The sequence below is a fragment of the Pseudomonas sp. F-14 TE3482 genome, assembly GCF_053629455.1.
In genome coordinates this window covers 683,787-708,154 of record NZ_JBRJII010000001.1, presented here as the reverse complement: position 1 = coordinate 708,154, position 24,368 = coordinate 683,787, and the positions used below count along the sequence as shown (strand labels likewise).

At 58.5% G+C, this 24,368-nt stretch carries 14 protein-coding genes; 9 read left to right on the top strand and 5 right to left on the bottom strand.

Annotated elements, in window-relative coordinates; all coding sequences use genetic code 11:
- Positions 1-56: 56 nt before the first annotated feature.
- Complete coding sequence (putA, locus tag AB7M26_RS03030) at positions 57-4,010, bottom strand: trifunctional transcriptional regulator/proline dehydrogenase/L-glutamate gamma-semialdehyde dehydrogenase (RefSeq protein ID WP_123499877.1); 3,954 nt, start codon at positions 4,008-4,010, stop codon at positions 57-59.
- A 460-nt stretch (positions 4,011-4,470) separates the two neighbouring features.
- Between putA and putP the strand changes: the two genes are divergently transcribed.
- The 9 genes from putP to AB7M26_RS02985 all read left to right on the top strand — a co-directional run bounded on the left by putP (position 4,471) and on the right by AB7M26_RS02985 (position 16,960).
- The gene (gene putP / locus AB7M26_RS03025; RefSeq protein ID WP_123499875.1) at positions 4,471-5,955 is read left to right on the top strand and encodes a sodium/proline symporter PutP; all 1,485 of its coding nucleotides are present in this window, start codon (positions 4,471-4,473) and stop codon (positions 5,953-5,955) included.
- A 375-nt stretch (positions 5,956-6,330) separates the two neighbouring features.
- Positions 6,331-8,349, top strand: a complete 2,019-nt coding sequence (locus tag AB7M26_RS03020) for a type VI secretion system Vgr family protein (protein ID WP_429387876.1) — start codon at positions 6,331-6,333, stop codon at positions 8,347-8,349.
- On the top strand, positions 8,339-9,076 hold the full coding sequence (locus tag AB7M26_RS03015) for a DUF4123 domain-containing protein (protein ID WP_429387874.1): 738 nt from the start codon (positions 8,339-8,341) through the stop codon (positions 9,074-9,076). Before AB7M26_RS03020 ends, AB7M26_RS03015 begins: the two co-directional genes overlap by 11 nt.
- Entirely contained in the window at positions 9,076-13,731 is a 4,656-nt protein-coding gene (locus AB7M26_RS03010) for an RHS repeat-associated core domain-containing protein (protein ID WP_429387871.1), read from the top strand. Before AB7M26_RS03015 ends, AB7M26_RS03010 begins: the two co-directional genes overlap by 1 nt.
- Positions 13,721-14,017, top strand: coding sequence for a contact-dependent growth inhibition system immunity protein (locus tag AB7M26_RS03005; protein ID WP_429387868.1), 297 nt, complete (start codon positions 13,721-13,723; stop codon positions 14,015-14,017). Before AB7M26_RS03010 ends, AB7M26_RS03005 begins: the two co-directional genes overlap by 11 nt.
- 446 nt (positions 14,018-14,463) lie before the next feature.
- Positions 14,464-14,661, top strand: coding sequence for a hypothetical protein (locus AB7M26_RS03000; protein WP_026331923.1), 198 nt, complete (start codon positions 14,464-14,466; stop codon positions 14,659-14,661).
- Positions 14,661-15,077: a hypothetical protein gene (locus AB7M26_RS02995; RefSeq protein WP_429387865.1), complete on the top strand. Its 417-nt coding sequence runs from the start codon at positions 14,661-14,663 to the stop codon at positions 15,075-15,077. Before AB7M26_RS03000 ends, AB7M26_RS02995 begins: the two co-directional genes overlap by 1 nt.
- A 396-nt stretch (positions 15,078-15,473) precedes the next feature.
- Complete coding sequence (locus tag AB7M26_RS02990) at positions 15,474-15,797, top strand: hypothetical protein (RefSeq protein WP_429387862.1); 324 nt, start codon at positions 15,474-15,476, stop codon at positions 15,795-15,797.
- Positions 15,798-16,120: 323 nt separating this feature from the next.
- Complete coding sequence (locus AB7M26_RS02985; RefSeq protein ID WP_123500052.1) at positions 16,121-16,960, top strand: 23S rRNA (adenine(2030)-N(6))-methyltransferase RlmJ; 840 nt, start codon at positions 16,121-16,123, stop codon at positions 16,958-16,960.
- Positions 16,961-17,100: 140 nt separating this feature from the next.
- On the opposite strand, the gene msrA is transcribed toward AB7M26_RS02985, so the two are convergent.
- From msrA to aceF, 4 genes are all read right to left on the bottom strand, one after another.
- Positions 17,101-17,748, bottom strand: coding sequence for a peptide-methionine (S)-S-oxide reductase MsrA (msrA, locus tag AB7M26_RS02980; RefSeq protein WP_192346052.1), 648 nt, complete (start codon positions 17,746-17,748; stop codon positions 17,101-17,103).
- 101 nt (positions 17,749-17,849) lie between these two features.
- Positions 17,850-20,543: a putative bifunctional diguanylate cyclase/phosphodiesterase gene (locus AB7M26_RS02975; RefSeq protein WP_123500054.1), complete on the bottom strand. Its 2,694-nt coding sequence runs from the start codon at positions 20,541-20,543 to the stop codon at positions 17,850-17,852.
- A gap of 237 nt (positions 20,544-20,780) precedes the next feature.
- Positions 20,781-22,175 carry an alkaline phosphatase D family protein gene (locus AB7M26_RS02970; protein ID WP_429387858.1) on the bottom strand — a complete coding sequence of 465 codons (1,395 nt, stop codon included), beginning with the start codon at positions 22,173-22,175 and terminating at the stop codon, positions 20,781-20,783.
- 284 nt (positions 22,176-22,459) lie between these two features.
- Entirely contained in the window at positions 22,460-24,364 is a 1,905-nt protein-coding gene (gene aceF / locus AB7M26_RS02965) for a dihydrolipoyllysine-residue acetyltransferase (protein ID WP_429387855.1), read from the bottom strand.
- Between the last annotated feature and the right edge of the window lie 4 nt (positions 24,365-24,368).

Here is a 24,368-nt window from a genome sequence, read left to right as displayed (position 1 = left end):
CCCACAGGGATTTTGCAAACCAGGCACCCATTGCAGGTACCCGGTCTTATTGCGATTTAGCCGATCGTCATCAAACTGGCATTACCACCCGCCGCAGCAGTGTTAACGCTCAACGCCCGCTCGATCACCAGGCGCTCCAACGCAATGTTGGTCTCACCTTGCGACAAACCATGAACCCCAACAATCGCTCCGGCACGCTTGGCCACTTGCTGGCAGACCGCACGCAACTGGTCGGAATGGCCATGATGCAGAACCGCATCAATCACCACTTCGTCCTTGGTCCAGTCGGCAACCCGCTTGATCCTCGCCTGAATTTCTTTCGGCAGGCGTGCGAACAGTGCCTTGCCCGGTTCAGCGTCCGGCCATACCGCCGAGCCGCCCACGGCCAATACCGCAGCCAATTGGGTCAGCAGATCGCCTTCGACGTCGGCCAGGCACAGCACGTGTTCGCGCGGCAGGATGGCATAGCTGTTGCGCTCGCCGGTCGGGCCCGCCAGAACACGGGTGATCCCGCTTTGCGATTGCGCCGCGAACTGTACGCACAGGCTGCTCAAGTCCGCGAACTTGTTGCTATCGGCCCAGGCTTTCAGCGCAGTCAGCGGTTTGCTCATGGCATCACGCAGACGAACGTCCGGTGCTACGATGGCATCGCCGCGAGCGAAGGATTGTTCGATCGCGTCGGTAGGACGTGTCGACAGCAAGCGGTACAGGTACAACGGACCACCGGCTTTCGGGCCAGTACCCGACAGGCCTTCACCGCCGAACGGCTGCACGCCAACCACAGCACCGACGATGTTGCGGTTCACGTAGACGTTACCGGCGTTGACGTTGTCGATCACCTTGGCGATGGTCTCGTCGATGCGAGTGTGTACGCCCAGGGTCAAGCCGTAGCCGGACGCGTTGATCTGGCCGATCAGTTGATCGATCTCTTTGCGCTTGTAGCGAACCACGTGCAGCACCGGGCCGAAGATCTCCCGTTGCAGCTCGTCGAAGCTTTCCAGCTCGATCAGGGTCGGCATCACGAAGGTGCCGCGTTTGACTTCTTCGCTGTTGGCGATGGCCACCTGGTACACGTTGCGACCTTTGTCGCGCATGGCCTGGATGTGCTTCTCGATGCCCGCCTTGGCTTCGGCGTCGATCACCGGGCCAATGTCCACGGACAGGCGCTCAGGGTTGCCAAGACGGCATTCAGCCATGGCGCCCTTGAGCATTTCGATGACACGGTCAGCGGAATCTTCCTGCAGGCACAGAACCCGCAGCGCCGAGCAACGCTGACCGGCGCTGTCGAAGGCCGAGGACACCACGTCGATCACCACCTGTTCGGTCAGCGCCGAGGAGTCGACGATCATCGCGTTCTGGCCACCGGTTTCGGCGATCAGCGGAATCGGACGACCCTGAGCGTCCAGACGACCGGCGACGTTGCGTTGCAGCAAACGAGCGACTTCGGTGGAACCGGTGAACATCACGCCTTTGACCCGATCGTCGCCGACCAGACGGGCGCCGACGGTTTCGCCACGGCCCGGCAGCAGTTGCAGCACGCCTTCCGGGATACCGGCTTCGATCAGCAAACGCACGGCTTGAGCCGCCACCAGCGGGGTTTGTTCCGCAGGTTTGGCCAGTACCGGGTTACCGGCAGCCAATGCCGCAGCGACTTGGCCGCTGAAGATGGCCAACGGGAAGTTCCACGGGCTGATGCAAACCACCGGACCCAATGGACGGTGGGCATCGTTGGTGAAATCGTTGCGCGCCTGCACCGCGTAATAACGCAGGAAGTCCACGGCTTCACGCACTTCGGCGATGGCGTTGGCGAAGGTCTTGCCGGCTTCGCGAGCCAACAGGCCCATCAGCGGCTGGATCTCGCCTTCCATCAAATCGGCGGCACGCTCCAGGATCGCGGCGCGCTCGGCCGGCGGTGTGGCCTGCCAGATCGGTGCAGCGTTTAGGGCGCACTGAATTGCGTTGTCGACGTCTTGGACAGTGGCTTCTTGCACGTGACCCACCACGTCACGCAGATCGGACGGGTTCAGGACTGGCGCAGGGGTTTCGCTGCTGGACGCGCAGCCGAGCATCGGCGCCGCTTTCCAGTTGTTATGAGCGGTGGCCAGCAAAGCACACGACAGCGAAGCCAGACGATGTTCGTTGGCCATGTCGATGCCGCTGGAGTTGGCGCGCTCGGCACCATAAAGATCACGCGGCAGCGGGATGCGCGGGTGCGGCAGGCCGAAGCCGCCTTCCAGCGTAGCCATCTGCTCGATGCTGGCCACTGGATCGGCCACCAGCTCCTGAATCGAAATGGACTGGTCGGCGATGCGGTTGACGAACGAAGTGTTCGCGCCGTTTTCCAGCAGGCGACGCACCAGGTACGCCAGCAGTGTTTCGTGCGTGCCAACCGGAGCGTACACGCGGCAGGGACGATTCAGCTTGCCTTCGGAAACCTTTCCTACAACCTGTTCGTACAGCGGTTCGCCCATGCCGTGCAGGCACTGGAACTCGTACTGACCCGGGTAATAGTTCTGGCCGGCAATGTGGTAAATGGCCGACAGGGTATGGGCGTTGTGCGTGGCGAACTGCGGATAAATGACTTCCGGCACCGACAGCAGTTTGCGTGCACAAGCGATGTAGGACACGTCGGTGTACACCTTGCGGGTGTAGACCGGATAGCCTTCCAGGCCTTCGACTTGGGCGCGTTTGATTTCGCTGTCCCAGTACGCGCCTTTCACCAGACGGATCATCAGGCGATGACGGCTGCGACGAGCCAGGTCGATCACGTAGTCGATCACATACGGGCAACGCTTCTGGTAAGCCTGGATCACGAAGCCGATGCCGTTCCAGCCGGTCAGTTGCGGCTCGAAGCACAGGCGCTCCAGCAGATCCAGCGACAGTTCGAGGCGGTCGGCTTCTTCGGCGTCGATGTTCAGGCCGATGTCGTATTGCTTGGCCAGCAGGGTCAGCGACAGCAAGCGCGGGTACAGCTCTTCCATCACGCGCTCGTACTGGGCGCGGCTGTAACGCGGGTGCAGTGCGGACAGCTTGATCGAAATGCCCGGGCCTTCATAAATCCCACGACCGTGGGAGGCTTTGCCGATCGAGTGAATGGCTTGTTCGTACGAGGCCAGGTATTTCTGGGCGTCATGCTCGGTGAGTGCGGCTTCACCCAACATGTCGTAGGAATAGCGGAAGCCCTTGGCTTCGAACTTGCTGGCATTGGCCAGGGCTTCGGCGATGGTTTCGCCGGTGACGAACTGCTCGCCCATCAGGCGCATGGCCATGTCGACGCCCTTGCGGATCATCGGCTCACCGCTCTTGCCGATGATGCGGCTCAGGGACGAGGTCAGGCCGGCTTCGTTGTGGGTGGCGACCAGTTTGCCGGTCAGCAGCAAGCCCCAGGTGGCGGCGTTGACGAACAGCGACGGGCTATTACCCAGGTGCGGGTGCCAGTTGCCGGTGCTGATTTTGTCGCGGATCAGCGCGTCACGGGTGCCTTTGTCCGGAATACGCAACAGCGCTTCGGCCAGGCACATCAGCGCTACGCCTTCCTGGGACGACAAGGAAAATTCCTGCAACAGGCCCTGAACAATCCCGGCACGGCCGCCGGCGCTTTTCTGATTGCGCAGTTTCTCGGCAATCGAGGCGGCGAGCTTGTTGGTGGCTTCCGCCATCGCTGCCGGCAGGCGCGCCTGCTCGATCAGCATCGGCACCACTTCAGGTTCCGGGCGACGGTAGGCGGCAGTAATAGAGGCGCGCAGCACTGATTGCGGCAGGATGCTTTCGGCGAATTCCAGGAAGCACTGATGGGCGTGATCAACGTGGATCTCGCCCGCTTCGTCAACTTCCTTGCCGTTCAAACCGTTCAGCTCGGACAGGGTTGCACCACCCTCGAGTTTTTCCAGGTAATTGAAAATTGCCTGCTTGATCAGCCAGTGCGGCGTGCGATCAATCGAGGTCGCGGCGGCCTTGAGGCGTTCGCGGGTCGGGTCGTCAAGTTTGACCCCAAGAGTGGTGGTAGCCATATTTTTATCCTCATGTTTGCCACGACCGCGTGGCATCAGCTGGCGGCAAGATTAGCTGTGCGTCAGTCGAGGTGCAACCGGGTGCAACCCTTTTTTTGTCGGAATAATAAGCAGCTCGTCAGGAAACTGATTCTGGTACATCCCTCCCGCGCCTGCTTGGTGCTTTTGCTTCTAGCGCAACCCGGAAAACGCCCTAAAAAGGAGCAAAAACCGACCCTTTTCAGGAAAATCCGACTAGGTGCAACTTATTCGCACGAAACTGGTTGCACCTTATTTGCTTTGTTGAATAGCATTCGCGGCCAAGGTGCAACCGGTCAAAAAGTCGGTGTGCCGGCTGATGGCTTTCCTGGGGAAACATCAGTCATAAATGCGCGGGACCCCGAATCGTCCGTCAAACGTCGTCGTTTGCGAGCGGTTCACCAGCCGCTGCTACATAAAAACAATGCCAGGGCGTAACTCAATGAGCGTAAGCAATCCAACCCTGATCACGTTCGTGATCTACATCGCAGCAATGGTGCTGATCGGCTTCATGGCCTATCGCTCCACCAACAACCTTTCTGACTACATTCTGGGCGGTCGTAGCCTGGGCAGCGTCGTGACCGCACTCTCCGCTGGTGCTTCCGACATGAGCGGCTGGTTGTTGATGGGCCTGCCGGGCGCTATTTACATGTCCGGTCTTTCCGAAAGCTGGATCGCCATCGGCCTGATCATCGGTGCTTACCTGAACTGGCTGTTCGTTGCCGGCCGTCTGCGTGTGCAGACCGAGCACAACGGCGATGCACTGACCCTGCCGGACTACTTCTCCAGCCGTTTTGAAGATAAAAGCGGCCTGCTGCGGATCATCTCTGCGGTCGTGATCCTGGTGTTCTTCACCATCTACTGCGCTTCCGGCATCGTGGCCGGCGCCCGTCTGTTCGAAAGTACCTTCGGCATGTCCTACGAGACAGCGCTGTGGGCCGGTGCTGCGGCGACGATTGCCTACACCTTCGTCGGTGGTTTCCTGGCAGTGAGCTGGACGGACACCGTACAAGCCACGTTGATGATCTTCGCCCTGTTGCTGACGCCGATCATCGTGCTGCTGGCGACTGGCGGCATCGACACCACGTTCCTGGCGATCGAAGCACAAGATCCAAGCAACTTCGACATGCTGAAAAACACCACCTTCATCGGCATCATCTCGCTGATGGGCTGGGGGCTGGGCTACTTCGGCCAACCGCACATCCTGGCGCGTTTCATGGCGGCGGATTCGGTCAAGTCGATCGCTAACGCTCGTCGCATCTCCATGACCTGGATGATCCTGTGCCTGGGCGGCACCGTTGCTGTAGGTTTCTTCGGCATCGCTTACTTCTCGGCAAACCCTGCCGTAGCGATGCCAGTGAGTGAAAACCACGAGCGTGTGTTCATCGAACTGGCAAAAATCCTGTTCAACCCGTGGGTTGCCGGTGTACTGCTGTCGGCCATTCTGGCAGCGGTGATGAGTACCCTGAGCTGCCAGCTGCTGGTGTGCTCGAGCGCCCTGACCGAAGACTTCTACAAAACCTTCCTGCGTAAAAGCGCTTCCCAGGTTGAACTGGTCTGGGTCGGTCGCGCCATGGTGCTGCTGGTTGCCCTGATCGCCATTGCGATGGCGGCTAACCCGGAAAACCGCGTACTGGGTCTGGTCAGCTACGCTTGGGCCGGTTTCGGTGCTGCGTTCGGTCCGGTTGTCCTGATCTCCGTGATCTGGAAAGACATGACCCGCAACGGTGCACTGGCCGGCATCCTGGTCGGCGCGATCACCGTGATCGTCTGGAAACACTTCGAACTGCTGGGCCTGTACGAAATCATCCCTGGTTTCATCTTCGCCAGCCTGGCGATCTACATCGTCAGCAAGCTGGGCACGCCGACTCACGGCATGCTTCAGCGCTTTGCGGCTGCCGAGGCAGATTTCCGCCTGAACAAGTGATTGGGATGAGCTGATGCTCTGATCTTTCGGCTACATGAAAACGGCCCGCTTCCTTTTGGAGGCGGGCCGTTTTTTTTGCGCTTTTACGTCTGGCGCAGGGCGTGAAGCATCGAAGTTCCATTGTGGGAGCGGGCTTGCCCGCGATAGGGTCCTGTCAGTCACACATATATTGCCTGACCCACCGCTATCGCGGGCAAGCCCGCTCCCACAGTTGTTCAGTGATGCTTCTGACAGGAATGTCTGTAGTGCTTTATCCCGATTTTTGAAGGAAAAATCCCTAAAAAAGTAGGGCGAATCTGATTTCCTTGTCCCTCCGTCAACACCCCTTGTCGCTCATGCAGAATCGCCCGCCTTCATTCTGCAGAGACACATCGGATGTTCGCGCCTGCCAATCAACCGCGTTTCACGTTGACCCTCGACGGCGTCCAGAATGAGCTCAAGGTACTTGAGTTCACGGGCAAGGAAGCCATCAGCCAACCCTATCGCTTTGACCTGGAACTGGTCAGCGAACGGCCCGACATTGACCTCGAAAGCCTGCTGCATCGTCAGGCGTTTCTGAGTTTCGATGCGCAAGGTTCCGGTATTCATGGTCAGATTTTTCGCGTCGGCCAGAGCGATTCCGGCCAACGTCTGACGGGCTATCAAATCAGTCTCGTACCGCGTCTGGCGTACCTCGGCCAGCGTATTAATCAGCGGATTTTCCAGCACAAAAGCGTGCCGACCATCGTCACGCAAATCCTCAAAGACCACGGCATCCAGCGTGACGCCTTCGAGTTCCGGCTCGGCAGCGACTACCCCGAGCGCGAGTACTGCGTTCAGTACGCCGAAAGCGATCTGGCATTCATTCAGCGTCTGTGTGCCGAGGTAGGCATTCATTACCATTTCCAGCACAGCCCCGACGGGCACTTGCTGGTATTCGGCGATGACCAGACGGTTTTCCGCCGGCTACCCGAGCCGACGCTGTACTTGCCAGGCAGCGGGATGGCAGCGGATGCGCCAGCGATCAAGCGGTTCAACGTGCGCCTGGAAACCAGGACCACAGCGGTCACTCGCCGGGACTACGACTTCCGCAAACCACGTCTGCAACTCGAAAGCCGCCTCGACAGCGAACAGCGACCGGTGCTTGAGGACTACCACTTCCCTGGCCAATTCACCGACCGCGAACACGGCAAACGTCTGGCGCAACGGGCCTTGGAGCGCCACGGCGCAGATTACCGCCAGGCCGAAGGTCGCGGCGACGAATCTGCTTTGGTCAGTGGGCATTTCCTACACCTCGCCGAACACCCGCGTCAGACGTGGAATGACCTGTGGTTGATCACTGAAATTGAACACCGTGGTCGGCAGCCGCAGGTCCTTGAAGAGTCGGCCACCAGCGACAGCCCGGATGATTTTCAGGGTTATCGCAATTCCTTTCTGGCGACGCCGTGGGACGTTGCTTTTCGCCCCGCGCTGGGGCCGGAAAAGCCACGCATGCTCGGCTATCAACCTGCCGTGGTCACCGGCCCGACTGCCAGCGAAATCCATTGTGACGAGTACGGTCGGGTCAAGGTTCAACTGGCCTGGGACCGTGACGGTCAGCTCAATGAGCATTCCAGTTGCTGGCTGCGTGTCGCCACTGGCTGGGCGCACGACCGCTATGGCAGCGTGATGATTCCGCGCGTCGGCATGGAAGTGCTGGTGGGATTCGTCGACGCCGATGCCGACAAACCGTTGGTCATGGGGTGCCTGCCCAACGCCGCGACCCCGGTGCCGCTCGATCTGCCGGCGGACAAGACCCGCAGCATTCTCCGTAGCCAAAGTAGTCCCGGTGGCGGTGGTTACAACGAATTGCGCATCGAGGATCGCAAAGGCGCCGAGGAAATCTACCTGCGTGCCCAGCGAAACTGGACTCAGCATGTACTGAATGATCAGCAGGTGCAGGTCGACAACCAGCGCAGCATCGTCGTCACCGGCACCGCCCGCCATGAGCTGAAGGCTGACGAAAAACGCATCACCCACGGTCAGCGCCAGACTGAGGTGCGACTTGATGATCATTTGGTGGTGGTCGGCGACCGGCACATTCGCGTGACCAGTCAGGCCCTCAACGCCAGCCAGCAATTCCACGTCAGCGCCGGCCAGCAAGTGGTCATCGATGGCGGCGCCAGCGCGACCATTCAGGCGGGCGGGCAGTGGATCAACATCGGCCCTGGCGGGATTTTCAGTAGCGTGCCGATTGTGGTCGGTGGTGCACCGATGGCGGCCATGGCCGCTGCACCGAGCTTGCCGGATGTTCCGTTGAAACTCGCCGCCGCCCCGGCGGCGCTGCTCAGTGCAGCACAGATCCTTAGCCTGCAAAGTGACGCGCCGTTTTGTGAAGAGTGTGAGCGCTGCAAGGACGGTGTCTGTGCCGCCTGATGCCTTGTCACCTCACACCTGGCTGGAGCGCCAGCCGCTGCAACCGGCAGAGCAACTGTTCGCGATTTTCAGCAGTGCCAGTGCCGCGGAACCGTTCAAAGCCTGGCAACGCTCGATCACCGCTCAAGCGCCGAGCCCGATTTGGGCTGATACCGCGTATGCCGAGTGGGAAGCGGTGATGCCCTATGTCGGAATCGTCGCTGTCGGCGGTGAGTTTTTGGAGTGGGTCGCTACGACCGAGTCCCGCGATTGGGGTTGGCTGGCGGTTTCTTCTGCCTCTCAAGAAGTGCTGGTCGAGCATTTGCGCAGCCTCACTCAAGTTCTTTTGCCCAACGGCAACGCGGTGTTTTTCCGTTTCTGGGATGGGCGTTATTTGTTGTCGACTCTTCGGTCTGCCGAGGTTAACGCCACGCAGTTAATGCCTGTCATTGACCGTTGTTTGATCAATGGGCAACCGCTCGATATCGGCGGCAGTGCATTGAAAACCGCCAGGGATTTTCCGTGGTGGGAAGTTTCCGAGCCGCTGCTCAAACACCTCGCCACTGAGTCCGCCACCACTCGCATCAACAACTTGCTGAAGTGGTTGAGCGAGGACCGCCCTGATCTTTATGAGGCGTTTTCCGAAAGTATTTTGCGGCGCAAGGCCGCGAGTTTTCTTGAGGCGCCGGACCTGCCCCAAGCACCGAAACAAGCGTTGGTGGATTACCTGATGGCGGAGCTGAACTGATGGATCAGATTGTGCGCATCGAGCAGGAGCTCGACAGTTTTCCAGACACCCTGACGCTCTACCGCGAACAGCTCAAACACTGGTTCAGTCGGGTGGCGGATAAGGCCAGTCATGCCGCCGATTTGCCTTCGCTGATGGGCATGGAGCGGATCATCCGGTTTGGCAATGCCAGCACCGTCGTGAGCAGTGGCGATGACGACTTTTTCTCCACCGTCGTGCAGTGCCCGAAAGGTGGAAAGCTCGAGATCGAAAGCAAGTTTGAATCGGTTTATGACATTCCAGTCGGCAATATTCAGGTCGATGTGGTTGCGCAAGAGAGCGGGATGTCGACGCCGGTCACGCTCGATAAAAACGGAAAGGGGACGTTCCGAGGGGACGAGGGCAAGTTCTACCGCATTCACGTCCACCACGAAGTCACACCGCAGCACGTTGAAGATCTTTTCTCTTCCTACAACGGCCTGACGAAGGAACTTGAGAAATGGCTGCGTGATGAATGGCAGACGTTCAAGCCGAAGTGGTCGGAATCCTCTTCGGTTGCTGTAGGCAATGGATTGCTCGCGGGAAGTTGGGCGGCAATTGAAGGTGTGTGGGACGGCATCGGCCTGCTCTCGGACATTCTCAAGGATCCGGCGAAGTTCGCAGAGCGGTTGGGTGAAAGCGCCGCAGCGCTGGAGAAGCTCGCCAAAACCGCACCGGATGTCATGGAAAAAGCCCAGTTGCTAGCCAGTGACGAAGCGGCGCTGTGTTTGCTGGTGCGCAGCGCCAGCCTGTGGTTGGACATGCTGCCACCGAGCGAGATCGCTGGAAAAACCGCCGAGGCGGTGTCGATGGTGGTGGTGCAGCTGTTGATCGACATCCTGATTGGCATCGTCCTGACGTTCGCCGGGGCGGGCGCTGGCATCGCCTATTTGACGATGCGTTTGGCTGATCGATTCGCGCAGTTACTCAGTGCTGTTCTGCGTCTCGTGAAGGCGATTTTCACGATCATCAATAACTTCATCAGCTACATCGACCGCTACAAAAAAGTCGCTGCGCGTGGCATCGCGGCGGGCTTGAAAAAAGGCCGGATGCAACTGCGCTGGGATGCCAAGCGCAACGCTGCGCTGAAGAAAGACGAACACCACGACGACTCCCCGGACCAAGCAAAAAACCCCAACGGCGACAGCGCCACTTGCGCGCCGTCCACCTGCAAAAATGGCTGCCCGGTGTCGATGGTCACCGGCGAAGAACTGCTGACCCTCACCGACGGGTCGCTGGACGGAATCCTGCCGTTCGACTTCACCCGGCTCTACCGCACCAGCGCCGCCGAGATCGATGGTGGCCTGGGTTTCGGCTGGAGCCATTCGTTATCCCATCGCCTGGAAATCGACGGCGACACGGTCATCTGGATCGACCACGAAAACCGTCGCACCACCTTCCCGCTGCCATCCATTGAGCGCCCGGCGATCCACAACAGCCTCTCGCGCGCGGCGATTTATCTCGGTGCTGACCCCGAGGAACTGATCCTCGCCCAGGCCGGCGAAGAAACCCGTTTCTACCACTTTCGTAACGGTTTTCTGACCACGATCAGCGACGCGTACGACAACCGCTTGCGCATCACCCGCGACCGCCAGCAGCGCATCCAGCGCCTCGACAACGGCGCCGGTCGTGCCTTGCTGTTGCGCTATGAGCGCAGCCATCTGATCGCCGTCGACTATCAGGTGTTTGTCCCGGCGCAGACCCTCGATGAGGCCTGGCATACCGAGCAAACGCTGGTCAGTTACCGCTACGACGAATGCGCTCAACTGATCGAGGCGAGCAACGCCGCCGGCGAGAGCGAACGCTACGACTACGACGATCAGCACGTGATTTTGCAGCGGCAACTGGCCGGTGGGGCGAGTTTCTTTTGGGAGTGGGAAAGGTCCGGCAAAGCGGCGCGCTGCATCCGGCACTGGGCGTCGTTTTCGCAGATGGACACGCGTTATGTCTGGGATGACCAGGGCAGCGTCACCGTCCAGAACCTCGATGGCAGCGAAGAGGTTTATGTCCACGATGATCGGGCGCGGTTGGTGCGCAAGGTCGAGTTGGACGGTGGCGAACACCTCAAGGCCTACGACGACAACGGCCGGCTGATTGCCGAGCAGGACCCGCTAGGCGCTGTTACCGAATATCGCTATGACGAAGTCGGACGCCTGGTGGCGCTGATTCCGCCGGAAGACGAGCCAACGGCCTACGAGTACCGCAACGGTTTCCTGCATGCGCGGTATCGCGGTAAGGCGGTATGGACTTATCGGCGCAATGCCCAAGGCGATATCACCGAGGCCGTCGACCCGGACGGCCAAGTCACCCATTACCACTACGACGCCCAGGGGCGATTGCTGTCGATCCGCTACCCGGACACCAGTCGGTATGTGTTTGTCTGGAATGGTTTGGGGCAATTGGTCGAAGAAACCTTGCCGCAGGGTGGTCGGCGACAGTTTTCCTACGACGTCATGGGCCGGCGGATTACCAGCCAGGACGAATACGGTGCCGTCACACGTTACCAGTGGGACGCTGTTGGCCGACTGATCCAGACGACACTTCCTACAGGCGCCACCCGCGCGTTTAGTTACAACGCCTACGGCCAAGTCACTGCCGAACAGGATGAGCTCGGCCGCATCACCCGCTACGAATACGCCGACGACCTGCACCTGGTCAGCCGCCGGATCAATCCCGACGGCACGCAGCTCAAGTACCGCTACGACAACCCGCAGCTTCTGCTGACAGAAATTGAAAACGAATCCGGCGAACAATATCAGCTGGACTACACCGCCAATGGATTGATCCGACAGGAAACCGGCTTTGACGGCCAACGCACGGCGTATGCCTATGACCTGAACGGACAACTGCTGGAGAAAACCGAGTTCGGTGATGACGGCTCGAAACTGGTTACCGGTTACGAGCGGGATTCGGCCGGGCGCCTGTTGGCCAAAACCCTGCCCGACGGCGTCAAAGTCGAGTATCGCTACGACAGCCTTGGCCGATTGCTTTCCGTCGATGATGGCCACGACCATCCACTGGAGTTCGAGTACGACAACCAGGACCGGTTGATCTCTGAGCACCAGGGCTGGGGCACCTTGCGCTACAGCTACGACGCCTGCGGCCAACTCAAACGCCTGCGCCTGCCGGACAACAGCAAACTCGACTACCACCACGCCAAGGGCGGTGCGCTGACGGCCATCGACCTCAACGGCGCGCGGCTCACCGCTCACCAATTCCAATTCGGTCGTGAGCAACAGCGCCAACAAGGTCTGCTGCTCAGCGAATATGCCTACGATGAACAAGGACGTCTGAAGGCTCATTCCGTCAGCCAACAGCAACAACCGCTGTATCGCCGCGATTATACCTACCGCGCCAACGGAAACCTCGACCACATCGCCGACACCCGCCACGGCCAGCGCAGCTACCTTTATGACGCCCTCAACCGCCTGACCCGCGTCCGCCACACCCGCGACGATCCACCGGAAAGCTTCGCCCACGACCCGGCGGGCAACCTGCTGATGCAGGACCGCCCCGGCGCGGCAACCATCAAGGGCAATCGCCTGCTGATGCAGGGCGACCGGCATTACGACTACGACGCCTTCGGCAACCTGATTCGCGAACGCCGTGGTACTGCGCAAAAACTCGTCACCGAGTATCGCTACGACTGTCAGCATCGCTTGGTCGGCATCACGACGCCGGACGGTCGTTTTTCAACTTACCGTTACGACGCCTTCGGCCGCCGCTTCGCCAAAACCGTCGACGGCAAAACCACCGAATTCTTCTGGCAGGGCGACAACCTCGTTGCCGAAAGCAGCCGCGAGCATTACCGCAGCTACGTCTATGAGCCTGGCACCTTCCGCCCGTTGGCCATGCTCGATGGCAAGGGCCCGCGTAAAGCCTGTCCGTTCTACTACCAACTCGACCACCTCGGCACGCCGCAGGAACTGACCGATTTTGGTGGCGAGATTGTGTGGTCAGCGAAGTACAACGCCTACGGAAAAGTCACGCACCTGGCGTTCGGCGGGGGCGAGCAACTTGAGCAGCCGTTGCGGTTTCAGGGGCAGTACTTTGATACGGAGAGCGGTCTGCATTACAACCGGCATCGGTACTATGATCCGGAGGTTGGGCGGTACCTGACGCCGGACCCGATCAAATTGGCGGGTGGGCTGAATCAGTACCAGTACACGCCAAATCCGACGGGATGGGTTGATCCGTTGGGGTTGGCGTGTCTACCTTGCCCCGGTGATCCTGAAGGACCGTTTAGCGTAATTGTTCCGGGCGGTGGTTTGGCTGCACACGAAGCTCAGGGAGGTCATCTCATGGAGAAACATATTGGTCGGACCGAAGCCCAGTTGCGAGAAAGGCTCGAGGCAGAGCCACATATACCAATCGCATCGACATTTCCTAATCAAACTGTCGCAGAGGCCACAGTTTCAAGCGTCATGGATAGAAATAAAGAACTAATAGATGATTTTATGAGAGGTAATGCGCGCAGGCTCGTTATTACACAACCAATGTCGGCGCCGGTAGGTGTTGGAGTTGTTCGGCGCAGTGGAGAACTTGAGTCTTTATCTGTTGTAAAATTAATACTTAAGAGAACTAACGAATCGCCGTCCGGCTACATTATATTTACGGGGTATGCAAGTGATCGATAATTCGTTTTCGCAGCTCTACCAGTTCTTGGGAGCCTATTTTCATGAGGACTGGATGTGTGAATTTCACACGGCGGATGATGTTGTTAGATCTTTTCTGTCTGACTCAACAGCCGAAACAATTTCGGTTGTGGAAAATGAAATTGCTGCTCTGCTCGAGAGGCATATGACCGAGATAGAGTTGCGAGAGTTTCTGCTCAAAAAGATGAGCTGCTGCTACTGCTACTGGCACGAATGGGATTCGGGAGAGGTATGGTTGAGTCACCTTGTTGATATTTTTGATGAGTAAAAAATATCCCAAGGCGCACGGTTTTTTACTGTGTACTTTCATTGAGCAAAGGGGGTGGACTTATATTTTCCAATTTTCGAGGGTTGTCGCTGTTTGAAGGGGGTTTGAGTAACAAAAAAACTCCGTCCCTTTATGCTTTTCTCTCATTGGGGTGAAAGAAAAGGGAGTAAGTGAGTTTGTTAATGTTTTACAACTTCATTGTATTTCGTTATGGTCGGTTTTGAAAAATGACATTATTTATAGTTATTGGAAAGTGTATCGCTATAGTGCGAGCTGCGTATAAGAGTCGGGCCGAGAATTCGGGTTCTGCTGTTCAGCAACAAACCACTAGCTGCGAACTTCGTGGTGAAAGTAAGAGTTGGAGAGCCGTTCCAAGCTCTAGGTTTATAAGCCATAGAGCACAGCTGAATGCTTATAATGAAGCGATGACAAGGGAGGCTAGAAAAATGTCTCGTTTTACTGGGGAGGATAGTAAAGGAAATTTGGTAGTAAGAATGGAGGCTGAAAATGTAGGTCAAGGATATGAACCTAATCCTTTAGACCCAGAAAATCCGCGTTTCATTCCTCAGATGAATGCCTTTGAGATGAAATTCGATTTTGAGACATTGAAGCCTATAGCGCTTTATCCGATAGAGAAAATCTAATGCTGATGCATCCGTATCTTAACGTTCCATATAATCCGAGTGTAGAGCACTTTCTCGGTGGATTCGATATATATGATCGCGAGGAGAGTCTTGGGGTTGAGTTGTCGGCGTACGATCCTGAGTGTCCTTCAGATAGGGAGTTTTTAATATCCCGGTTTATTGTCAAGCGCTTCGCTGCGTTGAGTTATCGGCACAAGTTTGTTTTGTTCTTTGTGTTGGGAGAGGCTCTTGAGGGTGACTCGAGTGTTTTTTCTGAAATTTTGGAACATGATCCGATGTCTCCCTCCTCGCTCCCTCCTGGGTGGGATGAAATGGAAAATCCTAGGGCGTTTTTTGAAGATGTGTACCTCAAGTTATCCGAAGCGTGGGTTGATGATCTGTATAAAGCAAGTCTGGAGGATTTTTTAACTTGGTGAAAGCTAGCATAAAGTCGCTAATAGATTGTCTGGGTCGGGCATGATGGTTACGGCTGCGAAATTTCTGGGCAAGGTCGTCGGAAGTTTCCTTCAACTCGTATCGGTTTCCATGAACTGGTGCGAGATGTTTTCCAACGATAGTCTTTGGCAGTCACTGAAAACTCAGTGGCAGGGTGTAGGAACCCTTCAAAGTCGTTGGAAATGTATTGGCGTCGAAGCTTGGTTTGCGGCCGTTAACGTGCGTCCGTAAGATCAGTTGCGGCGGTTGTGCGCGGGCACGCTTCGGCGTGGTCGAGTTTTCCAAAGGCCTCGATATTCCTACCCCGCGCATAGCTGCCACCCCAGCCTGTAGGAAGGCTGATGGCAGTTCCTATTTACTGCCTCTGGAATTTGAAAATGAAAACACTTCACCCCGATCCTCCCTACGAAAAACCAATCCCCCACCCCAACAGCCGCTTCATGGCGCTCACCAGCAACTGCACCGACATGCCCACGCTGTTCGTCGATACCCACGCGCCGCTCGATGTTTTATACGACGCTGCCAACTATCGAATTCGCGCCGTCACGCAGGTGCTGGAGAACATGTCGATGCGCGGTTCAGTCGAGTGCGAATCCTTCATTCTCAGTGATTTTGCGTTGCTGTGTGCCATTCCGTTGCGGGATGGGTGTGATGTGCTGGATGTGATTGGGCGGCGGTTGCGGGCTCGGCCTTCGGACTAGAGCCGAGCGGCTTTTGTGGCGTGGGAGCTTGCTCCCGTTGGGCTGCGGAGCGGCCCCAGAACCTGCGATCCGGTTTTGCCAGACAGACCGCGGTGTTTGGTTTGGCGACTGCTGCGCAGTCGAACGGGGGCGAGCCCCCCGCCACAAGAGCAAGAGCAAGAGCAAGATCAAAAGATCGCAGCCTTCGGCAGCTCCTACAGGGGGTGTGATCACGTCCTTGCTCTTGCGTTGGGATGATTGCCGCGCAGATTGTCCGCTCGGCTGCGAAGCCCTGACGTTCGCCTCGGTACAAGGTAAACTTCCCGGCCTTCGCAGGAGCAATCATGAATTATCGTCACGCCTTCCATGCCGGCAATCACGCCGATGTGTTCAAACACCTGACTTTGACCCGCCTCATCGCCTTGATGTCGCGCAAGGAGCAGCCGTTTGCCTATCTCGACACTCACGCCGGTATTGGTCTGTATGACCTGCAGGGCGATCAGGCCAGTCGTACCGGCGAGTACCTGGAAGGGATCGCGCGGTTGTGGGATCAGCCGGATTTGCCGGCGTTGACTGCCGATTACATGAAGGTGCTGCATGACATGAACCCGGATGGCCAGTTGCGCTATTACCCGGGGTCGCCGGAGTTGGCGCGGCGGCTGACGCGGCCGCAGGATCGGGTGATGCTCAATGAGAAGCACCCCGAAGATGGCTTGCTGCTCAAGGACAACATGGCCGGTGACCGTCGGGTGAAGGTGCATTTGGGCGAAGGCTGGCATGTGCCGCGTGCGATGTTGCCGGTGCAGGAGAAGCGGGCGGTGATGTTGATTGATCCGCCGTTCGAGCAGCTTGATGAGATGCAGCGCTGTGCGGCGTCGCTGAAAGAGGCGATTGGCCGGATGCGCCAGACGGTGGCGGCGATCTGGTACCCGGTGAAGGATCAGCGCATGTTGCGTCGGTTCTATCAGGATTTGGCGGGTACGGGCGCGCCGAAGTTGTTGCGAGTTGAGTTGTTGGTGCATCCGCTGGATACGCCCAATAGCCTGAATGGTTCGGGGTTGGCGATTGCCAATCCGCCGTGGGGGCTTGAAGAGGAATTACGCGAGTTGCTGCCGTGGTTGTCCAAGAAGCTTGGGCAGACCCAGGGTGGGTGGCAGATGGATTGGTTGATTGCCGAGAGTTAATCAATTGCATAAGTGGCGTCTGACAGGACGCCATCGCGGGCAAGCCCGCTCCCACAGGGATTAATGTCGATCACAAAAATGTGGTCAAACATAAAACCTGTGGGAGCGGGCTTGCCCGCGATGCTTTTAGGGCCCGAAAATCAGATCGGGCAGGTCACGCCTGTACCGCCAATCCCGCAATACCCTTCAGGGTTTTTCGCCAGGTACTGCTGGTGATACGCCTCGGCGAAGTAGAACGTCGGCGCTTCTTCGATTTCGGTGGTGATGGTGCCTTTGCCAGCCTTGGTCAACTCGGCCTGGAACACTTGCTCGCTGTGCTTGGCGGCGGCCAATTGTGCCGGGTTGGTGGCATAGATCACCGAGCGGTACTGGGTGCCGATGTCGTTGCCCTGGCGCATGCCCTGGGTCGGGTTGTGCAGTTCCCAGAACATCTTCAGCAACGCTTCGTAGCTGACTTTTGCCGGCTCGTAGACCACCAGTACCACTTCGCTGTGGCCGGTCAGGCCCGAACAGACCTCTTCATACGTCGGGTTCGGGGTAAAGCCGCCGGCGTAACCCACCGCTGTACTGACCACGCCTTCGCGCTGCCAGAACTTGCGCTCCGCGCCCCAGAAGCAGCCCAGGCCGAAGATCGCGAAATCCACGTCCATTGCGAACGGGCCCAGCAGCGGGGCGTCGTGGACGAAGTGTTTTTCCGGCACGGTCATTGGGGTTTCGCGGCCAGGCAGAGCTTGTTCTTTAGTTGGGAGCACGTTTTTGTTCACCAGGATTTCCGAGCGCAGAACCATGATCAGTCCTCTCAGTCAGGTTGAGATGTAAATAAACAGACTGCCAGTGTGCCCAATGATGCCAAGTTAATCACTACCCAAAATGTGGGAGCGGTGTGCTGTCAGGCGATCGGGCCGCGCGGGTAACGTTTGAGCTTTTCGATCAGCTCGGAACCGGGGATCGGTCGGTCGAACAGGTAGCCCTGGCCGACGTCGCAGCGGTGGCGGCGCAGGAAGGCCAACTGCTCGGCCGTCTCGATGCCTTCAGCCACGACCTTGAGTTTCAGGTTGTGGGCCATGGCGATCACCGCGGAGGTGATTTCCATGTCGTCCTGGTTGTCCGGGATTTCGTGGATGAAGCTTCGATCGATCTTGATGATGTCGATCGGGAATTTTTTCAAGTAACTGAGCGACGAGTAACCGGTGCCGAAGTCGTCCATGGCCAGGGTCAGGCCCAGACGCTTGAGCTGATCGAGCTGCAAGTGGGTGTCTTCGGTGGCTTCCAGCAGCAGGCCTTCGGTCAGCTCCAGTTCCAGCAAATTCGCCGGCAGTTCTTCTTCCTTGAGGATGTTGGCGATGGACGCCACCAGGTCCGGGTCGGAGAACTGTTTGGGCGACAGGTTGATCGCCACTTGCAGGTTGCCGAGGCCGGCGGCGGTCAGGTCTTTGCTCATGCGGCAGGCCTGGCGGGCGATCCATTTGCCGATCGGGATGATCAGCCCGGTTTCTTCGGCAACGCTGATGAACTGGTCCGGGCGGATCATGCCTTTTTCCGGATGGTTCCAGCGCAGCAGCGCTTCCATGCCCAGCAAGCGACCGCTGCGCAGGCACAGCTTGGGCTGGTAGAACACATCCAGCTCGTTCTGGGTCAGGGCGCGGCGCAGGTTGTTCTCGACGAACAGCTTGTAGCTGGCCTCGGCATTCAGCGCTTCGGTGAACACTTGCACCTGATGTTTGCCGTTGGCCTTGGCCTTGTGCAGCGCCAGGCCGGCGTTGCGCATCAGCGTCTGGGGATCACGGCCGTGCAGCGGCGCGCAGGCCAGGCCCACGGAGCCGGTGACGCTGATCAGCTGGTTATCGACGAACATCGGTTTGTCGAGGGTCGCCAGCAATTGGTTGGCGACCTGTTGGCCAGCCAAGAGGTCAGTGTCGTCCAGCAGCACTGCGAATTCGTTGCTGGCGAAACGCGCCAGACTGCCGCTCGGGCTCAGGCTGTTGCGTAGGCGCCGGGCCAGGCTGATCAGCAGTTTGTCGCCGGTCTGGTGGCCGAGGCTGTCGTTGATGCGTTTGAAGTTGTCGATGTCCACCAGCAGCAGGCTGATCGGCGTGTCGCTGTCTCGGGCGAAGCGTTCATCAAGGTTGCGGATGAACGCCGGGCGGTTGCCGAGGTTGGTCAGATTGTCGGTGTAAGCCAGGCGCTCGATGCGCTGCTGGGCGAGCTTGGTCTGGGTGATGTCTTCGTAGATGCCGATGTAGTGCGTCAGCTCACGGTTGTCGCCGTAGACCTTGGAAATCGACAGCTGGCCCCAGTAGGGTTCGAGGTTTTTGCGTCGGCTCTTGAACTCGCCCTGCCAGCTGTTGCTCTTGGCCAGCGCCGACGGCGCGTCGAACAACAGTTCGCTGAGGTTTTCCAGCGCCGGCAGTTCCGACAGCCGCTGGCCGTGGACTTCCTCGGTGGTGTACTGGGTGATCGCCGTGAAGCTCGGGTTGACGTATTCCACCACGCCGTCGCAATTGACCAGCAGAAAGGCGTTGGCGCTTTGCTCTACCGCACGTTGGAACAGGTGCAGGGCGCTGGTGGCGGTGCGGCGGTTGTGGTTATTGATGACCTGGGCGAACTGATCGGCCAGCTCACCGGCAAAGGCGATTTCGTCCGACTGCCAGGCGCGCGTCGCACCGATCTGCTCCAGGCAGAGCACGCCGACCACTTGGCCATCGACGCGGATACTGGCGTCGAGCATGGCATTGACGTCGCGCGGGCGCAGGCTTTCGGCTATTTCCCGGGTGCGCGGGTCGCGCATGGCGTTGTGGGCGTCGATGGCACGGCCGGTGTGCAAGGCTTCGAGGTAATCGGGGAAACCACTGGCATCGATCGGCTCCGGCAGTCGGTGATTGCGAGTGGCGCGGTGATAGGCTGAAATCGGCGTCAGTAGTGAGCCATCGAGGTTCCACAGGCTGGCGCAGTCGATTTCATAGATGTCGCAGGCGCTGCGGGTGATCAGCTCGGCGGCTTCTTGCAGGGAATTGTTGGTGCTGTAGCGCTGGCGGGTCAGCAGCAGAATCAGATCTTGCTGGGCACGCACCCGGTCCAGGTGCTGCAGTTGTTCCTGCTGGGCGCGCTGATTGAGTTCCAGGGCGATTTGCAGGCGTGAGTTCTGGGTTTCCAGATCCAGTACCGGCAGCAGCGGCTCATCGATGAACAGGCCGTCCACGACCATCAGATAGCCGCGCAGCAGGTGTCGATTGTGTTGTTTGTAAGCTTCGCCCAGTTCCAGCAGGCTGAGTACGCCTGCGGCGGTGTGCAAAGTGTAGCGGATCAGGTAATGCGGGCTTTCGGTGAGTTGCTGCTGGATCGTGTCATGCAGTTGATAGCGCGCTTCGGGCTCCATCAGGCTGGCGTAAGGCGAGCCGACCAGGGCGCAGAGCTCCACTGCCGGCAAGCCGAACTGTCGTTCGCAATTAGGGTCGAGAAACAGCAGCGCCCAGCTCGGTTCATTCAGCCGTTCGAAACGCAGCATGCCGAGCCGCGAGGGCACTGGCAACTGCGTCACTACCTCGGCCACCATACGGCTGGCGGCATCGGGTTGGCTCTTCATATGGAGGGAAACTCGCTTCGAATATGCTGATCGCGCCGGGCTCTCGCCCTCTTTACTGTTGTCTACGGCAAGGTTGCATCATTGCGACACCGACTGACAAGAGACATGAAGGCCAAGTGCTATAAGAATATGTCGGCAGGCGCGAAGATTTCTCCAGCGAGGGGCCTAAAAGTAATGTTGTGAGTCAAAAGATCGCAGCCTTCGGCAGCTCCTGCAGGGCTGCGATCTTTTCCGCAATCAACGCAATTTTATGGTTATCGACTGCAGTTGCTTGCCATCCCGATCGTGATAATTGACGCGGACCTGTTCAGCATCGACGACCAGATGCGCGAAGTTATCCTGGCTGATCACTTCACTTGTAAGCTCATGTCGATAATCTCCCGCGGCCGTTCGGGCCAACGCCTGGTCGAGGATGAAGGTCGATGCCTTGGCATACGGCAGCAGTTTGCTGTTGCACAGCGGTGAAGACACGATGGTGTGAACTTCAAAATCCGGGGCGGCGCTGTGAGTCAGGCGACTGGTCAGTGAGCCGTGGACATCGCCGGAAATGAACAAGACGTTTTTGATGCCGCGTGTACGAATCGTCTCCAGCAGCCGTAGTCGTTGTTCCGGGAAGGCTTTCCAGGCGTCATCGCCGTTAAGTTTGCGGTCGGGGTAGAACATGACGCTGGTGACCACGAATTTGACCCGGGCCGTGCTGTTGGTCAGCCATTTGAGCAGCGCCTGTTCCTGTTCTTCATCAAGGATGCGCCGGTCGCTGGCCGACAGATTGCGTCGGGTTCGGCTGTCGGTGATAAACCATTCGATATCGCCATCGGAGAATTGATACCAATACTGTTTCAGTTTCTTGCTTACTTGCCCGTTGGCAAGCAACTCATAAGCAGGGCTGTGGCTGGCTTGATATAACTCATACGCCGCCATGGCGTTTTCGTATAAGTAGGCATCGGCCTTGCTTTCATTGGCGGGCCAGTTGTCTTCAATTTCATGGTCGTCGAGGATCATGTAAGTCGGTACGCCGGACATTAACCTGGAGATATGCGGTTGAGAAAAAGCCGTACGGTATTTGCTGAGGATGTCCTTGTATTCCCGGTCGGGGGCCACGAGGTTCAGGTCATCAACGTAGATTTGGTCGCCAGTCATCAGCATGGCGCTGATCGGCGGCTCGGCGCGTTCCGCCAGGCTTGTGATCGAGGCAAAGATCCGATCGCCCAAATGTGGAGCGAACGCAATGCCGGCGGTCATTCGCAGGTAACGACATGAGCCTGCGATATAGGCCCGTGGCGTGGTGGTTTTGCTGGATTGCGTGCGAAAGCGGTAGATCTCCCGCGGCCATTGCAGTGGCAGTTCCTGGATCGTCTCCACGGTATGCACCGGGCTCATGGGGCTGAACCAGCCCGCCTGGTATTCATAGGCGGTATCAGTGATGAGATCGTTGAGGGCAATCACATCGGACATGTCGCGCAAGATGGTCAGTTTTGCAAATACGCCCTTGGACCAATGTTCCTCACCGGCGCGTCGATAACGAATACCTGCAAATACCAAGGCGTCATTCTGCAATTCGCCGCGCAAGAAAATACGGGTGTGATTAGTTGTAGTGTGGCCAACAATAGGGCCAATAGTCGGTTTGAACATGTTCGAATCCATTCGAAGTAATGCTAACTAAGCGGAATAAGTTATCGAAGTTTCTATTATAAAACTCTCCTAACTAAGACTAGTTATTGGCTCGCAAAAAATATCGGGCGGAAGTGGACTCGAGTTGTAGGCGGCGTAAGCCATGGATGTAGGAATAAGGTGCAGAGGAGGGCTTTCTTCAGGGCAAAAAAAGCCCCGCCAAATTGGCGGGGTTGAGGTACGAGCGTGGCGCTCGGAAAACATGGAACGCGACAGGCCCTCCGGTAAAGGAGGGCCGGCCGGTGTTACAGCAGGATGGTGCGGATGTCCGCCAGCAGGTCGCTCAGACGCTTGGTGAAGCGTGCAGCAGCGGCGCCGTTGATCACACGGTGATCGTAGGACAGTGACAGCGGCAGCATCAGTTTCGGCTGGAAGGCTTTGCCGTCCCAGACTGGCTGGATGGTTGCCTTGGAAACACCGAGGATCGCCACTTCCGGCGCGTTGACGATCGGCGTGAAGCCGGTGCCGCCAATGTGGCCGAGGCTGGAAATGGTGAAGCAGGCGCCTTGCATGTCGTCAGCGGTGAGCTTTTTGTCGCGGGCTTTGGCGGCCAGCGCAGCGGCTTCGGCTGCCAGTTGCAACAGGCTCTTCTGGTCGACGTTCTTGATGACCGGTACCAGCAGGCCTTCAGGGGTGTCGACCGCGAAGCCGATGTTCACGTACTTCTTGCGGATGATCGCCTTGCCGCTTGGCGCCAGCGAACTGTTGAAGTCCGGCAGTTCCTTGAGCAGGTGCGCGCAGGATTTGAGCAGCAGCGGCAGGATGGTCAGCTTGACGCCAGCCTTCTCTGCAACGGCTTTCTGAGCGATACGGAACGCTTCCAGCTCGGTGATATCAGCCGAATCGAACTGAGTCACGTGCGGAATGTTCAGCCAGCTGCGATGCAGGCTCGACGCGCCGATTTGCATCAGGCGAGTCATCGGCACTTCTTCGATTTCGCCGAAACGGCTGAAGTCCACGACCGGAATCGGCGGGATGCCCGCGCCGCCGGTTGCGCCAGCAGCAGCGGCCGGTGCTTCCTTGGCCTTCTGCATCATGGCCTTGACGTAAACCTGCACGTCTTCTTTCAGGATGCGACCGTGCGGGCCGCTGGCGCCAACGGCGCTCAGCTCGACGCCGAATTCGCGGGCCAGTTGACGCACGGCAGGGCCGGCGTGAACTTTTGCACCAGGCTTGGCTGGAGCAGCGGCAGGCGCAGCAGCAGGTGCGACCGAGGCCTGAGTAGCAGGTGCGGCGGCAGGAGCGCTCGGAGCAGCAGCGGTTGGAGCCGGAGCCGCAGCAGGTGCCGCGCCTTTGACTTTCAGCTTCAGGATCAGGTCGCCGGTACCGACTTCGTCATCCAGCTTGATGGCAACGCTTTCCACCACGCCAGCGGCAGGCGATGGAATTTCCATGCTCGCCTTGTCGGATTCCAGGGTGATCAGCGACTGGTCGGCAGTGACGGTGTCGCCAGCCTTGACCAGTACTTCAATGATCTTGGCCTTGCCCGCCGAACCGATGTCCGGGACGTGAATGTCCTGAACGGTGTCGGCAACCGGAGCCGCCGGAGCCGCAGCGGCCGGTGCAGCAGCACCCGCCACTTCCAGATCCAGAATCAGGTCGCCGGTGCCGACTTCGTCGTTGAGCTTGACGCTGATGGCCTTGACCACGCCAGCGGCAGGCGATGGAATTTCCATGCTGGCCTTGTCGGATTCCAGGGTGATCAGCGACTGATCAGCCGCGACGGTGTCGCCGACCTTGACCTGGATCTCGATGATCTGGGCCTTGCCCGACGAACCGATGTCCGGCACGTGCACTTGCTGAACGCTGGCAGCAGCAGGCGCTGCGGCTGGAGCGGCCGGCGCTTTGGCAGCAGCAGGCGCAGCTTCAGCCTTGGCAGCAGGCGCAGCGGCAGCCGCAGGAGCCGGCGCGGCGGCACCTTCGACTTCCAGTTCCAGCAGTTCGTCGCCTTCTTTCAGGCGATCGCCCAGCTTCACTTTCAGGCTCTTGATGATACCGGCCTTCGGCGCAGGCACTTCCATGCTCGCCTTGTCCGACTCAAGTGTCAGGATGCTCTGGTCGGCTTCGATACGGTCGCCGACCTTCACAAACAGTTCAATTACTTCACCTTCACCGCTGCCGATGTCAGGTACGCGAATGAGTTCGCTCACAGAG

Coding starts and splice junctions, on each gene's coding strand:
- AB7M26_RS02970 (WP_429387858.1), bottom strand. CDS start 22,175: ATGTTCAAACCGACTATTGGCCCTATTGTTGGCCACACTACAACTAAT.
- AB7M26_RS02990 (WP_429387862.1), top strand. CDS start 15,474: ATGAAAACACTTCACCCCGATCCTCCCTACGAAAAACCAATCCCCCAC.
- AB7M26_RS02985 (WP_123500052.1), top strand. CDS start 16,121: ATGAATTATCGTCACGCCTTCCATGCCGGCAATCACGCCGATGTGTTC.
- putP (WP_123499875.1), top strand. CDS start 4,471: ATGAGCGTAAGCAATCCAACCCTGATCACGTTCGTGATCTACATCGCA.
- msrA (WP_192346052.1), bottom strand. CDS start 17,748: ATGGTTCTGCGCTCGGAAATCCTGGTGAACAAAAACGTGCTCCCAACT.
- AB7M26_RS03020 (WP_429387876.1), top strand. CDS start 6,331: ATGTTCGCGCCTGCCAATCAACCGCGTTTCACGTTGACCCTCGACGGC.
- AB7M26_RS03000 (WP_026331923.1), top strand. CDS start 14,464: ATGTCTCGTTTTACTGGGGAGGATAGTAAAGGAAATTTGGTAGTAAGA.
- AB7M26_RS02975 (WP_123500054.1), bottom strand. CDS start 20,543: ATGAAGAGCCAACCCGATGCCGCCAGCCGTATGGTGGCCGAGGTAGTG.
- AB7M26_RS03010 (WP_429387871.1), top strand. CDS start 9,076: ATGGATCAGATTGTGCGCATCGAGCAGGAGCTCGACAGTTTTCCAGAC.
- putA (WP_123499877.1), bottom strand. CDS start 4,010: ATGGCTACCACCACTCTTGGGGTCAAACTTGACGACCCGACCCGCGAA.
- AB7M26_RS02995 (WP_429387865.1), top strand. CDS start 14,661: ATGCTGATGCATCCGTATCTTAACGTTCCATATAATCCGAGTGTAGAG.